The sequence below is a fragment of the Methylobacterium sp. BI1 genome, from assembly GCF_056680125.1.
Map to the genome: position 1 here is coordinate 3,316,822 of NZ_CM155267.1, position 14,071 is coordinate 3,330,892.

Sequence of the window (14,071 nt, forward strand, 5' to 3'; positions counted from 1 at the left end):
GACGCGCGGCCCTCCCCCGTCGCGGGGAAGGGCCGTCGGCGGGGTGCGATCAGCCGCGCGCCGCGAGCCACGCCTCGATGGTGCCGACCAGCGCCTCGCGGGCGCCGTCGTGGCTGACCGACTCGATGGCCGCGCCGAGGAAGGCCTGGACCAGCAGGCTCTCGGCCTGGGCCTTCGGAAGCCCGCGCTGCATCAGGTAGAACAGCAGGTCCTCGTCGAGGGCGCCGCAGGTGGCGCCGTGGCCGCAGGCGACGTCGTCGGCGAAGATCTCCAGCTCGGGCTTGTTCATCATCTGGCCGTCGTCGGACAGGATGAGGCAGGCCGACATCATCTTGCCGTCGGTCTGCTGGGCCGCCTGCTGGACGATGATCTTGCCCTGGAACACGCCCGTGGCCTCGCCGTCCACCACGGTCTTGAACAGCTCGCGGCTGACTCCGCCGGTGGCGGCGTGGTCGGCCAGGAAGGTGGTGTCGGCGAGCTGCCGGCCGTTGAGCATGGCCGCCCCGTTCACCACTGCGCGCCCGTCGGCCCCGGCGAAGTTCAGGTAGACCTGGTGGCGCGAGAGCACGCCGCCGACGACCACGTTGACGGTCTCAACCGCGGCGGCGGCGCCGAGCTTCACCGAGAGCGTCGACAGTGCCACGGCCTCGCGGCCCTCGGCGTTCAGGCGGGCATGCCGGAAGGTGGCGTTGTCGGCCACCGTCACGTCGAGGGCGTCGTTGGGCTGGTAGGCGACGCCGTCCGGCCCCTCGTGGCTCTCCAGCACCATGATGTCGGCGCCCTCCCCCAGCACCACGAGGGCGCGGGTGGCGGTGGAGAAGGCCTGGGTGCCGGAGGCGACGAAGCGCAGGTGCAGCGGGGTCTCGACCTGGGCGCCAGGCTCCACGGCGATCACCACCCCATCCGCCAGGAAGGCGGTGTTGAGCTGGTAGATCGGGTTCTCGGAGGCCTGGCGCACCGGCGTCAGCCGGTCGAGGAGCGCGTGGCCCTCGGTGAGCGCCCGGGTCAGGGGCGTGACGGTGACGCCGGCCGGGATGCGGCCGAGGTCGGATTCAGACTCGACCAGGTGACCGTTGACGAAGGTGAGGCGCACGGCCTCGATGCCCGCGAAGCCCTTGGCCCCGGCCGACGCCGCCTTGGCGGTCTCGGCGGAGGGCATCTCGGCGGGGTGGGCGGCATCGCGGAACGCCGAGCGCAGGTCGGTGTACTTGAAGGCCTCGACGCGGCGGGTCGGCAGGCCGACGGCCTCGAAGTAGCGGAACGCCTCCTCGCGGGCGATCGAGACGCCCGTGGGGTACTTCATTTTGGTGGCTTCGAAGAGCTTGGACAGCCCGGTCTCGGCCGCGGTGCGGAGGGGGGTGATGTCGGCCATGATCAGGCGGCCTCGCCCGTCCGGTACTCGGCGTAGCCGGAGGCCTCGAGCTCGAGGGCGAGCTCCTTGCCGCCCGACTTCACGATGCGGCCCTGCGACATCACGTGGACGACGTCCGGCACGATGTGGTTCAGCAGGCGCTGGTAGTGCGTGATGACCAGGAAGGAGCGGCCTTTCGCGCGCAGGGCGTTGACGCCCTCGGAGACGATGCGCAGGGCATCGATGTCGAGGCCGGAATCGGTCTCGTCGAGGACGCAGAACTTCGGCTCCAGCAGGGCCATCTGCAGGATCTCCATGCGCTTCTTCTCGCCGCCGGAGAACCCGACGTTGAGGGCGCGCTTGAGCATGTCCTTGTTGATCTCGAGCTTCTCGGCGGCCGCGTTCACCCGGCGGATGAAGTCGGGGGTCGAGAGCTCGCCCTCGCCCCGCGCGCGGCGCTGGGCGTTCAGGGTCGCCTTCAGGAAGGTCATGGTGCCGACTCCCGGGATCTCCAGCGGGTACTGGAAGGCCAGGAACACGCCCGAGGCTGCGCGCTCGTCGGGGCTCATCTCCAAGATGTTATCGCCGTCGAGCAGGATCTCGCCGTCGAGGACGTCGTAATCTTCCTTGCCCGCGATGACGTAGGACAGGGTCGACTTGCCCGAGCCGTTCGGGCCCATGATGGCGGCGACCTCGCCGTCGTTCACGGTGAGGTTGAGGCCGTTGAGGATCTGCTTGTCCTCGATGGCGACGGTGAGGTTCTTGATTTCGATCATGACAGGTTAGTCCTGGAATTTGAATGCGTTGTGCCCGCGACCCTCCCCCCTCTGCGGGGGAGGGGGCCGCGCGGAGCGAGGCGGGAGAGGGGGCGGCCTCTTCGGACAAGGCGTCCCCGCATCCGATCCGCCTCGCGGGCCACCGTCTCCCGCGGAGGGAGAGGGAAAGCTGCGCCCTACCCCACCGAGCCCTCGAGGCTGATCGAGATCAGCTTCTGGGCCTCGACGGCGAACTCCATCGGCAGCTGCTGCAGCACGTCGCGGACGAAGCCGTTGACGATGAGCGCGGTCGCCTCCTCGTTGGAGAGGCCGCGCTGCTGGCAGTAGAACATCTGGTCTTCCGAGATCTTCGAGGTGGTGGCCTCGTGCTCGAACTGCGCCGAGCTGTTCTTCGACTCGATGTAGGGGACGGTGTGCGCGCCGCACTGGTCGCCGATCAGGAGCGAGTCGCAGTTGGTGAAGTTGCGCGCGCCCGTCGCCTTCCGGTGCGCCGAGACGAGGCCCCGGTAGGTGTTCTGCGAGCGCCCGGCCGAGATGCCCTTCGAGATGATCCGGCTGGTGGTGTTCTTGCCGAGGTGGATCATCTTGGTGCCGGAATCGACCTGCTGCATGCCGTTCGACACCGCGATCGAGTAGAACTCGCCGCGGGAATTGTCGCCGCGCAGAATGCAGGACGGGTACTTCCAGGTGATCGCCGAGCCGGTCTCGACCTGGGTCCAGGAGATCTTCGAGTTGGCGCCGCGGCAATCGCCGCGCTTGGTCACGAAGTTGTAGATGCCGCCCTTGCCCTCGTTGTCGCCCGGGTACCAGTTCTGGACGGTCGAGTACTTGATCTCGGCGTCGTCGAGGGCGACGAGCTCGACCACGGCGGCGTGGAGCTGGTTGTCGTCACGCTTCGGGGCGGTGCAGCCCTCGAGGTACGAGACGTACGAGCCCTTGTCGGCGATGATCAGCGTGCGCTCGAACTGGCCGGTGTCGCGCTCGTTGATGCGGAAGTAGGTCGACAGCTCCATCGGGCAGCGCACGCCCGGCGGGATGTAGACGAACGAGCCGTCGGAGAAGACGGCCGAGTTCAGCGTCGCGAAGAAGTTGTCGGTCACCGGCACGACCGAGCCGAGATACTTGCGCACCAGGTCGGGGTACTCGCGGATCGCCTCGGAGATCGGCATGAAGATCACGCCGGCCTTGGACAGCTCGGCCTTGAAGGTGGTGGCCACCGAGACCGAGTCGAACACGGCGTCGACCGCGACCCGGCGCTCGGGGGCGATGCCCTCCAGCACCTCGACCTCGCGGAGCGGAATGCCGAGCTTCTCGTAGGTCTTCAGGATCTCCGGATCGATCTCGTCGAGCGACAGCGCGGCCGGGCGCTTCGGAGCCGCGTAGTAGTAGATGTCCTTGTAGTCGACCTTGTCGTAGGAGACCCGCGCCCAGTCGGGCTCCTGCATGGTCTGCCAGCGCTTGTAGGCGTCCAGGCGCCAGGCCAGCATCCACTCGGGCTCGTCCTTCTTGGCCGAGATGTAGCGGATCACGTCCTCGGAGATGCCCTTCTCGGACTTCTCCATCTCGATGGTGGTCTCGAACCCGTACTTGTACTGGTCGAGGTCGATCGAGCGGACCCGGTCGATGGTTTCCTGCACTGCAGGCATTACACGTCTCCTGACATGCCCGGCGTCAAGGGCCGGGTGTGGGTCGGATGGCTTGGGAAGGCGGCACTCACGCCGCGTGCCCCTGCCGTCGATATAGGGTCTCCACCAGGCGTTCGCAGGCGGCGCGACACCGCGCTGCGTCGCTTTCGGTGCTGTTCCACCCGAGGCTCACGCGCAGGGCCCCTGCGGCGAGCGCAGGGGTCACGCCCATGGCCGCGAGCACGGGCGAGCGCGCGACCTTTCCGGAGGCGCAGGCCGAGCCGGACGAGATCGCGACGCCCGACAGGTCCAGCCGCATCAGCGCCGTCGGGGCATCGAGCCCCGGGACGGCGAAGCACAGGGTGTTGGGCAGGCGCGGGGCGCCGGCACCGAACACCGCGAGGTCGGGTGCGCAGGCGCGCAAGGCCGCCTCGATGCCGTCGCGCAGATCCGCCAGGCGGTCCGCGGAGGCGGGATCGGCGAGGTCGGCGGCGACCCCCAGCCCGACGATGCCGGGCAGGTTCTCGGTGCCGCCGCGCAGGCGCGCCTCCTGGCCGCCGCCGCGCAGGAAGCCTGCGCCGAGCGTCACGCCCTCGGCGAGCACCAGGGCGCCGATGCCCTTGGGCGCGCCGAACTTGTGGCCCGAGAGGGTGAGCGCGTCGAGGCCGAGGGCGGCCATGTCCATCGGGATCTTGCCGATGGCCTGGACCGCGTCCGTGTGCACCAGGGCGCGGCCATGCGCCCGGGCCAGGGCGACGATCGCCGGGAGCGGCTGGACCACGCCGGTCTCGTTGTTGGCGGCGTGGACCGAGATCAGCACGCCCGCCCCGGCATGACGGGCGAGCAGGGCCTCCAGGGCGCCGAGATCGACCAGGCCCGCGGCGTCCACGGGAACGACGTCGACCGCCTCCGCCGGGAAACGGTGTCCGGCCGAGACGCAGGGGTGCTCGGTGGCGCCGAGGATGAGGCGCGTCGGGGCGGGATGGCCCACCCGTGCCAGGGCACCGGACAGGACCGCGTTGGCAGCTTCGGTGCCGCCGCTGGTGAACACCACCCGGCCCGTACCGGCGCCGACCCGCCGGGCGACCGCCTCGCGGGCGGCCTCCAGGGCAGCACGGGCCGCCCGGCCCTCCGCATGGACCGACGAGGGGTTGCCCGGCAGGGTCAGCGCCCGCGCCACGGCAGCCGCAACCTCCGGCCGAACCGGCGAGGTCGCATTGTGGTCGAGATAGGCGCGGGGCGAAGTCATCCGGGAAAAACCACTGGCGGCGTCAAGTGCGAAAGCGACAAATCCTTGCTTTTGCCCCCCACGATCATGCTAAGGCGCGGACACGATACGTGTTCCGATCGCCCACCGTGCGGGGAACGCGCCGATCCGAAGCTGGCCGGAGCTGCGCTTGTTTAGAACGATTCTAGTTCGCTAGAATTATTCTAAGAGCGCTTTTAGGTTCGTGGCCGAGCGAGTCAAGGCACGCCTCACGGCTTTGCCCAGGCGTCGGACGCGCGCGTGTTCCCCTCGCGTCGGCGATCCACCGCGCGATGCCCGACCGGGACATCCGCTCAGGAGTGTTGGTTTCCATGCCCGAAGTCATCTTCACCGGTCCCGCCGGCCGTCTCGAGGGGCGCTACCAGGCGCCCAAGAAGAAGGGCGCTCCGATCGCGATCGTGCTGCATCCGCACCCCCAGTTCGGCGGCACGATGAACAATCAAATCGTGTACAATCTTTTCTACACCTTCGCCAATCGCGGCTTCGCGGCCCTGCGCTTCAACTTCCGCGGCGTCGGCCGCAGCCAAGGCGCGTTCGATCACGGCACGGGCGAGCTCTCCGACGCGGCCTCGGCCCTCGACTGGGTGCAGTCGGTGAACCCGGAGGCCCGCGCCTGCTGGATCGCCGGCGTCTCGTTCGGCTCGTGGATCGGCATGCAGCTGCTGATGCGCCGCCCCGAGATCGAGGGCTTCATCTCGATCGCCGCGATGGCCAACCGCTACGACTTCACCTTCCTGGCCCCCTGCCCGTCCTCGGGCCTGTTCGTGCACGGCTCCGAGGACCGGGTCGCCCCGGCCCGCGAGGTCATGCCGGTGATCGAGAAGGTGAAGACCCAGAAGGGCGTCATCATCGAGCACCAGATGGTGGAGGGCGCGAACCACTTCTTCGACGGCAAGGTCGACGAGCTGACCCAGACCGTCGACACCTACCTCGACAAGCGCCTCGGCCCGAAGCCCGAGGCCGCCTGAGGCCAACGTCGCGCGGTGGGTCCGCTGGGGTTTTCAGCGGACCTGCGACGTTGGCGGATGGCCGGCGGCCTCCCTCATGGGCATGCGTCGGTCCACGGATTCAGGAGCGGCACGCGGGTCTTGCGATAATCCGCGACATCCCGCGTCACGATCGTCAATCCATGCCGGAGGGCCGTGGCCGCGATGATCAGGTCGGGCTGCAGAAAGGTATGGCCCGCCTTGCGGCCTTCCTCCACGAGGAGGCGCCAGGTGAACATCACGTCCTCGGTGATCTCCAGCACCCGGTGCTCGAACAGGGGGGCGGACCCTGAGGATCAGCCACGTATTGAGTTCTGCACGCCGGCCGACATCCGCGACGCATTCGATCCCGAAGCGGATCTCGGCCAGGGTCGCGGTGCTGACGTAGAGACGGTCGAAGGGCTGCCCGGCCACGAAATCCACCACGCGCCGCTCCGGTTTCGTCCTGCGCAGCTCGGACAGGATATTCGTGTCGAGAAGCCAGCCGGTCACAGGGTGACGTCGCGCACAGGCATGACGCTGCGCGGCGGATCGAGATCGACGTCCGGTGCGGGTACGGCCTGCATCGCGGCGACCAGGGCCGAGCCGTCGAGCTCACCCTTGAGCCGTCGGAATTCCTCGGCGGAGATCACCACCACCTCGTCGCGCCCGCGCACCATGACGCGCTGGGGGCCGTCGCTGCGGACACGGCGCACGAGTTCGCTGAAGCGTGCCTTGGCGTCCTGCAACGGCCACGCGCCCGGCGGAAGCGATGACTCGGGTGACTTCGACGATCTGGTCATACTGACCAGGTTAGCAGGTCGCCGTCGCCGGTCCAGCGCCGCCCCTCACGTCGTCGCGTGCACCACCGGCACGGCCGGCGCTCCCTCCCACTCCGAATGGGCCGGGATCGATTCGCCCTTCATCACGATGGTCAGCGGGCGCAGGCGGGCGTAGTCGCCGACCTTGGTGTCGTAGAGCACCGTCGAGAAGGCGCCCACCGACACGCCCCGGCCCACCTCGACCCGGCCGACCTTCATGATGCGGTCCTCGTAGAGGTGCGTCTGCAGGGCCGAGGTGCGGTTGATGGTGGCGTAGTCGCCGATGGTGACGCAGTCGAACTCGGTGATGTCGGTGGTGAGCATGCACACGCCCTGGCCGACCTTCACCCCGAGGAGCCGCAGCATCCAGGGCAGGAACGGCGTTCCGACGAGGTGCTCCAGCAGCACCTTGCCGGCCAGGCCCCAGTAGAGCACCGCCACCGCCTCGGTGCGCATGGCCCACCAGGACCACATCGGCTGCATGCCGGGCTTGTAGACGCCCATCAGCAGCCACTTCACCGCGATCACCGTGAAGGACTGGATGAAGGCGATGGCGACGGAGACCGCCACGAAGCTGACCGCGAGGCCGGTCCAGTCCTGGGCCAGGATCGCCGGGTAGAAGTAGAAATCGATCGCCGAGATCGCGAGGGTGATGAACAGCATCGGCGAGAACGAGGTCGAGAACGCCTCGAAGATGCCGCGCCGGAGCTTGGGCCCGATGCCGGGCTCGTAGGTCTGGGTGTTCGAGCCGAGATCGACCCGCTGGCGCGAGGGCAGCTTGATCGGCGGCGAGCCGAACCAGGTGTCGCCCGGCGTCATCAGTTCGTTGGCCGGCGGCTTCGACTTGATGCCGATGAGCACGTCCTCGGGGATCACCGCCCCCGGCGGGACCACGGCGTCGTTGCCGACGAAGACGCGCGGGCCGGTATGGACCTCGTGCATCGTCATCCAGCCGCGCCGGATCTCCTCCTCGCCGAACACCACCTCGTCGGCGATGAAGTTGCGCGCGCCGATATCGGCGAGGTCGTAGCGCCCGGCGAGGTTGGTGGAGATCTCGGCCCCCTGCCCCATCCGGGCGCCCATCAGGCGGTACCAGGCCCGCATGTAGACCGTCGCGAACAGGGACGAGAGCGTCTCCAGCGTCACCTCCGCGGCGAGCGCCACGGCCCATTTGCGCATGTAGAAGCCGCTGTAGATCGAGTGGGTGCCCGAGGAGACGCGGGGCAGCACCAGCCAGCGGATCGCCGCGATCAGCAGCACCGTGCCCGCCGTCATCAGCATGGCGGTGGGCCAGGTCAGCAGCGGCAGGTACCAGTGGTAGTCGATGTCGGTGATGTCCCCGAGGGAATCGCTGAGCTGGTCGAAGATGTAGAAGGCCGGGAAGATCGGCAGCAGGCCGATGGCGGGGATCGCCGCCAGCAGGAAGGTGTAGAGGGCCGCGAAGGCGAAGCGCCGCCCGGGCGAGGCCGTGGCGGGCGCGGGCAGCGCCTCCGGATCGGCCGCGCCGACCTTGCGCCCGGGCGAGCCGTCCCAGATCTCGGCGTTCCCCACCTGCGTGCCGGTGGGGATGGTGGTGAGGTCGCCGATCTCGGCATGGTCGCCGATGACGGTGTCGGGTCCGATCACGCAGGAGGCGCCGATGGCGACGTCGGCGCCGATGCGGACGCGCCCGATGATCAGCGCATCGCCCACCACCTCCGCGTTGGCGATGACGAGGCGGCCGCCCAGCGAGGCGCCGGGGCCGACGCTGAGCAGGTCCGGCGCGCCGATCTCCGCGTCGGAGATCAGCGCGTCCTTGCCGATGTCGGCGCCCAGCAGCCGCAGGTAGAACACGATGGCGGGCGAGCCCTGCAGCCACTTGATGTGGACCAGCGGCGTCAGCCGCTGCGCCAGCCACCAGCGGTAATAGTAGACCCCCCAGAGGGGATAGCGCCCGGGCCGGGTGCGCCCGAGGATCAGCCACTTGGCCGCCACCGCGATGGCGGCCGTCACGGCGTTGATGCCGATATAGACCAGCAGCAGCACGGCGAGTTCGCCGAAGAACCCGAGGCCGCCGCCGGTGAGCAGCAGGTAGGTCACGAAGATGCCGAGCCATTGCGCCGTGGCCAGCGCGATGACGAAGGGCAGGGCCGCCGCCTGGGCGAGGCCGCAGAGGAAGCGCCGGCGGAGAGAGGGGGCGGGGAAGCTGAGATCGCGGATCGCCATCTCGGTGCCGACGCCGCCGGTGCGCTCGATCAGGGTGTCGGCCATGGCCCGCAGGGTGCGCCGGCCGTAGACGTCCTGCAGGGTGATGGCGGCCAGCGCCGGCACTTCGCGGACCGCGCCGACGAAGCGGGCGGCCAGCAGCGAATGGCCGCCGAGATCGGCGAAGAAGTCGCCCTCGAAGGGGATGGCCTGGTTGCCGAAGATGCGGTGGGCGGCGGCGAGCAGCGCGGCCTCGGTCTCGTTGCGCGGTGGCTCCTGCTCGCCCGACGTGTCGGCCACCGTCAGGGTGGCGATGCGCAGCGCCTTGCGGTCGACCTTGCCCGAGGTCAGGCGCGGCAGCACCTCCACCACCTCGAAATGCCCCGGCACCATGTAGGGCGGCATCTGCTCGGCGAGCGTCTGGCGCAGGGCGGCCTTGTCGATCTCGGTGCCGCGCTCGGGCACCAGGAAGGCGACGAGGCGGTCGACCCCATCGTCCTGGCGCAGCACCACCGCGGCCTGGTTGATGCCGGGCAGGACCTGGATGCGCGACTCGATCTCGCCGAGCTCCACCCGGAAGCCGCGGATCTTCACCTGGTCGTCGATGCGACCGTGGAACAGGATGTTGCCGGCGGCGTCGAGGGAGACCGCGTCGCCCGAGCGGTACAGGACCGGGTCGGTCCCATCCGAGTCGAAGGGGTTGGCGATGAACTTTTCCGCGGTCAGCGCGGGGCGCTTCAGGTAGCCCTTGGCGACGCCGGGGCCGCCGATCAGGAGTTCGCCCTGCTGCCCCCGCGCGAGGAGCTCGAGCGCCTCGCCCGCGACATACACCGAATAGTTCGGGATCGGGCCGCCGATGGTCACGGGCGTGCCGGGCTGCATCTCGGCGGCGGTGGCCACCACCGTGGCCTCGGTCGGACCGTAGGTGTTGAAGAGCTGGCGCGCGCCGCTCGCCCAGCGGGCGACCAGGGGCTCGGGCAGGGCCTCGCCCCCGAGCAGCACGAGGCGCACCGTGGGCAGGTCCCGGGAGATCATGGCGAGCAGCGTCGGCACGGTGTCGAGGACGGTGACGCCGGCCCGGGCGATGATGTCCGGCAGGCTCTCGACGTCGCCCATCATGGCGGGCGAGGCCACGAACATCGTCGCGCCCACGAGGTAGGGCACCCAGATCTCCTCCATCGAGAGATCGAAGGCCACGGACGCGCCCTGGAACACCACGTCGTCCGGCCGCATCCCGTAGAGGGCGTTCCCCGAGCGCAGGAAGTGGCAGATGTTGGCGTGGCTGATGACGATGCCCTTCGGCACGCCGGTCGAGCCCGAGGTGTAGATGAGGTAGGCCGGGTGTTGCGGCGTCAGGCCGGCCGCGCGCAGGTCGGGGAGCGCGGCCTCCGCCGGTGTCGCGGACGCGAGGCCCGCGACCGTCAGGGCCGGCGTGCCGGCGGGGGCCTGCGGCTCCAGGGCGGGCGAGACGAGGAGCGCCTTGGCCTGGGCATCCTCCAGGCAGACCGCGACGCGGTCGGCCGGGGCCTCGGCGTCGAAGGGCAGCCAGGCCGCCCCCGAAAGGGCGATGCCGATCTGGGCGATGAGCAGGTCGGGGCCCCGCGCCATCCACAGGCCGACCACGTCGCCCGGGCCGATGCCCCGGTGGGCGAGGCCGCGCGCGATCGCCGCGGCCCGCGCCTCGACCTCCGCATAGGTGAAGGCCGGATGGACGCCGTCGGGACCGGTCCGGGCGCCGTCGACGAGGGCCGGATGGTCCGGGCGTGCCGCGGCGCTCGCGCGGAAGATCTCGCTCAGGGTCTCGTCGCGGATGAGGTCGGGGCGGACCGCGCCGCGCAGGACCGCCCGCGGGCCGGCCGCTTCCGTCGAGGGACTCGTCTCCTGAGGCCCGCGCGCTGCCGCCCGAGGCCGGGTCGTCTCGGCGAGACTGGTCATCCGCTGCTCCGCTGTCGGCGCCCGATCGAGCGGGCGCCGTCCTTTTGGCCGGGTAGGCGCCCGGATCGCGCCGAAATCACGGCGCGTCTAGCACGTTTGGGCGGCAGGCTTGAACCGGGGTCGAACGCGCAGGGCGCAACCGGTCAGGCCCAGCGCCAGCCGGCCCGGTCGAGGACGAGGACGCTGCCCTGGCGGATTCCGATGCGCGGCGCGTCGCGGATGCCGAGGTGGCCCCGGATCACCAGGATCGCCCGGGCGACGCCGCCATGGGCGACGATCACGGTGGGCCGCGTCAGTTCGGCGATGGCGGGCGTGACCCGCTCCACCAGCATGGCGTAGCTCTCGCCGGTGCCGCCGGGCGGACGATAGCCCCAGCGGTCGCGGTCGCGGGCCAGGGCGCCGGCCGGGTCCCAGCGCCGGATCTCGGCCCAGGTCGAGCCCTCCCAGGCGCCGAAGCTGATCTCGGCCAGGCGCGGATCGCGGCGATAGCCCTCCGGGTCGAGGGCGAGGGCCGCCCGCAGCGTCTCCATGGTCCGGCGGGTCCGGGTGAGCGGGCTGGCGACGAAGTCCATGGCGGCGAGGTCGGCATCGCCGGCCGCCGCGGCGAGGCGGTCGGCCACGGCACCGGCCTGACGCAGGCCCTCGGCGTTCAGGTCGATGTCCCGCTGGCCCTGGAGGCGTCCCTCCGCGTTCCAGTCGGTCTGGCCGTGGCGGATGAAGTAGATCGGGTTCACGGCCTCATGCCCGCCGCTCGGCGGAACGGCCGAGCCGGGCTATCGTTTTCGCACTCACATCCTGGCCCTGCCATCCTGGCCTGCATACCGGCGGTCGCCCCGTCCGCCGTCCACCGAAACAGCGAGTCTCGTCATGTCGAAGCATCACGGCAAGCATCGCCGGGGCCAGAGCCCGGAAGAAACCGGGGCTTCCGCGTCGCAGCGTGACGTTTCGCACCGCAAGGACGGCTCGCACCGCAAGGACGGCTCGCGCGGCAAGGCGGACAAGAAGAGCGAGGCCCGCCGGGCCGGGCACCGGCCGCCCTCCTCGGCGCACTGGGCGCGCGAGGCCGAGAGCCGGGCGACCGCGGCCGGCGAGACCATCGATCCCCGTCTCGCCCCCGCCGCCCCCGGCATCGTCACCGTTCAGCCGGGAACCCGCTGTGACCTCGACGCGATCGACGCGAATACCGACGGCGGCTTGGACAAGGAGGAGGCCAAGGCGGCGCTGTCGACCGAGCGGGCCCGCATCGCCACCCTGCAGGAGCGGCTCTACGCCGAGCACAAGCGCAGCCTGCTCGTCGTCTTCCAGGCCATCGACACCGGCGGCAAGGACGGAACGATCCGGGCGGTGTTCGAGGGCGTCAATCCGCAGGGCTGCCGGGTGTGGTCGTTCAAGGTGCCGAGCGCCGAGGAGAGCGACCACGACTTCCTCTGGCGCTACCACGCCAAGGCGCCGGCGCGCGGCATGATCAACGTGTTCAACCGGAGCCATTACGAGGACGTGCTCGTGGTCCGGGTCAAGGACCTCGTGCCCGAGCCGGTCTGGCGGGCCCGCTACGACCAGATCAACGATTTCGAGCGGATGCTCGCCGCCGCCGGCACCACCGTGCTCAAGTTCTTCCTCCACATCTCCAAGGACGAGCAGAAGGAGCGCCTGGAGGCCCGGATCGCGAACCCCGACAAGCACTGGAAATTCGATCCGGCCGACCTGGTGGAGCGCCGGTCCTGGGACGCCTATCAGGCGGCCTTCGCGGATGCGCTGACCGCGTGCTCCACGCCGCACGCGCCCTGGCACGTGGTCCCGGCCAACCGGAAATGGTACCGCAACCTCCTCATCGCCCGCACCATCGCCGACACCCTGGAGGCGATGGACCCGCGATTTCCCGAGGCGAAAGCCGGCATCGCAGGGATGACCGTTCCGGATTGACCCGGCACCCGGCTGCAATCAATCGTTGCTTCCCGGGGCTTACGGGGCTTCGGCGGATGATGGGAGCGCGCGTATGCTGGCCGTCCGTGACGTCGCCGTGTCGGGGTACCGTTCGCTGCACGCAATCCGCTTACCCGTGGGCGCCCTCTCGGTTTTCATCGGCGCCAACGGCGTCGGCAAGACCAACCTCTACCGGGCACTCGAATGCCTGCAATCGGCCGCCACCGGCGTCCTGATCCGGAATCTCGTGGCCGAGGGCGGCATCGACTCGGTGAGCTGGGCCGGGATGCGCAAGGTCCACGAGTCGGCTCGGATCCGCTGGAGCGTCGAACTCGCCGACGACGTCAGCGGCCTCGCCTACGACTATGCCGTCGAGGTCGGCTGCAAGCCGCCCAAGGCCGCGGCCGGATTTCCCCTTGAGCCCGAGTTCAAGACCGAACGGCTTCGCCTGATCTCGTCCCGGCGACCGGCCACCCTGCTCCACCGCGACGGACCGGGCGGTTTCCTGCGCGACGGCGAGGGACTCAAGCGCAGTCTCGGGGAGGATCTGCTGTCGTCCGAGACGGTGCTCGGCACCATCCAGGATGGCGGCGCCTATCCGGAACTGCATCAGGTCCGCAGCGCCCTGACGGCCTGGCGCTTCCACCACGATTTCCGCACCGATGCCGCCTCGGCGCTGCGTCGCCCCTGCCTCGCGGTGACGACCCCGACCCTGTCGTCGGACGGCTCGGACCTCGCCGCCGTGTTCGCAACCCTCGCGCATATCCGCCAGGACACCGTCGACCTCGCAGCCGCCGTGGACGACGCCTTCCCCGGCGCCCGCCTCGACCTTCCGGTCCCGGGGCGGCAGGCGCGGTTCGGGATGGTGTTTCCCGACTATCCGAGGCGGGTCTTCGAGGCGGCCGAACTCTCCGACGGGACGCTGCGCTTCCTGGCCCTCGCCGGTGCCCTGCTCGCCTATCGGCTGCCGCCCTTCATCGCCCTCAACGAGCCCGAGACCAGCCTGCATCCGGATCTGCTGGCGCCCCTCGCCCGCCTGATCGTGAAGGCTTCCGAACGCACGCAGGTCTGGCTCGTGACCCATTCCGAGCGGCTGGCCGACGCCATCCTGGCGCAGGGCGGCACGCGTCCCCACCGGGTCGTCAAGCGCGAGGGCGCGACCTGGATCGAGGGCCTGAAGGTGTTCGGTGCCTTCGCCGAGGACGACTGAGGGCGGACCGCCGC

The 14,071-nt window shown here is 70.1% G+C and carries 11 protein-coding genes and 1 pseudogene; 3 read left to right on the forward strand and 9 right to left on the reverse strand.

Annotation, left to right across the window (positions count from 1 at the left end; all coding sequences use genetic code 11):
• Positions 1 to 49: 49 nt before the first annotated feature.
• The 4 genes from sufD to AC1MGR_RS15580 form a co-directional block, all read right to left on the reverse strand.
• Entirely contained in the window at positions 50 to 1,372 is a 1,323-nt protein-coding gene (gene sufD / locus AC1MGR_RS15565) for a Fe-S cluster assembly protein SufD (RefSeq protein ID WP_480232189.1), read from the reverse strand.
• Between the two features lie 2 nt (positions 1,373 to 1,374).
• Positions 1,375 to 2,127, reverse strand: coding sequence for a Fe-S cluster assembly ATPase SufC (gene sufC, locus AC1MGR_RS15570; RefSeq protein ID WP_480232190.1), 753 nt, complete (start codon positions 2,125 to 2,127; stop codon positions 1,375 to 1,377).
• Between the two features lie 176 nt (positions 2,128 to 2,303).
• A complete protein-coding gene (gene sufB / locus AC1MGR_RS15575; protein WP_108040527.1) occupies positions 2,304 to 3,773 on the reverse strand; it encodes a Fe-S cluster assembly protein SufB in 1,470 nt (489 codons plus the stop codon).
• Between the two features lie 67 nt (positions 3,774 to 3,840).
• Positions 3,841 to 5,001: a cysteine desulfurase family protein gene (locus AC1MGR_RS15580; RefSeq protein ID WP_108040525.1), complete on the reverse strand. Its 1,161-nt coding sequence runs from the start codon at positions 4,999 to 5,001 to the stop codon at positions 3,841 to 3,843.
• A gap of 329 nt (positions 5,002 to 5,330) precedes the next feature.
• On the opposite strand from AC1MGR_RS15580, the gene AC1MGR_RS15585 reads away from it, so the two are divergent.
• On the forward strand, positions 5,331 to 5,987 hold the full coding sequence (locus tag AC1MGR_RS15585; RefSeq protein ID WP_056186925.1) for an alpha/beta hydrolase: 657 nt from the start codon (positions 5,331 to 5,333) through the stop codon (positions 5,985 to 5,987).
• A 74-nt stretch (positions 5,988 to 6,061) separates the two neighbouring features.
• Here AC1MGR_RS15585 and AC1MGR_RS15590 read toward each other — a convergent pair whose 3' ends face one another.
• The 5 genes and pseudogenes from AC1MGR_RS15590 to AC1MGR_RS15610 form a co-directional block, all read right to left on the reverse strand.
• Positions 6,062 to 6,268 (reverse strand): PIN domain-containing protein, encoded by a 207-nt coding sequence (locus AC1MGR_RS15590; protein WP_480232191.1) that lies wholly within the window; start codon positions 6,266 to 6,268, stop codon positions 6,062 to 6,064.
• A 225-nt stretch (positions 6,269 to 6,493) separates the two neighbouring features.
• Positions 6,494 to 6,787, reverse strand: coding sequence for a type II toxin-antitoxin system Phd/YefM family antitoxin (locus AC1MGR_RS15595; protein WP_108040521.1), 294 nt, complete (start codon positions 6,785 to 6,787; stop codon positions 6,494 to 6,496).
• A 45-nt stretch (positions 6,788 to 6,832) separates the two neighbouring features.
• A complete protein-coding gene (locus tag AC1MGR_RS15600) occupies positions 6,833 to 9,055 on the reverse strand; it encodes a Pls/PosA family non-ribosomal peptide synthetase (RefSeq protein WP_480234812.1) in 2,223 nt (740 codons plus the stop codon).
• A gap of 282 nt (positions 9,056 to 9,337) precedes the next feature.
• Positions 9,338 to 10,924, reverse strand: a pseudogene (locus tag AC1MGR_RS15605) (amino acid adenylation domain-containing protein); the annotation flags it as partial.
• A 143-nt stretch (positions 10,925 to 11,067) separates the two neighbouring features.
• Positions 11,068 to 11,658: a histidine phosphatase family protein gene (locus AC1MGR_RS15610; RefSeq protein WP_480232192.1), complete on the reverse strand. Its 591-nt coding sequence runs from the start codon at positions 11,656 to 11,658 to the stop codon at positions 11,068 to 11,070.
• A 133-nt stretch (positions 11,659 to 11,791) separates the two neighbouring features.
• On the opposite strand from AC1MGR_RS15610, the gene AC1MGR_RS15615 reads away from it, so the two are divergent.
• Positions 11,792 to 12,847, forward strand: coding sequence for a polyphosphate kinase 2 family protein (locus tag AC1MGR_RS15615; protein WP_480232193.1), 1,056 nt, complete (start codon positions 11,792 to 11,794; stop codon positions 12,845 to 12,847).
• Between the two features lie 73 nt (positions 12,848 to 12,920).
• Positions 12,921 to 14,057, forward strand: a complete 1,137-nt coding sequence (locus AC1MGR_RS15620; RefSeq protein WP_480232194.1) for an AAA family ATPase — start codon at positions 12,921 to 12,923, stop codon at positions 14,055 to 14,057.
• Positions 14,058 to 14,071: the final 14 nt, after the last annotated feature.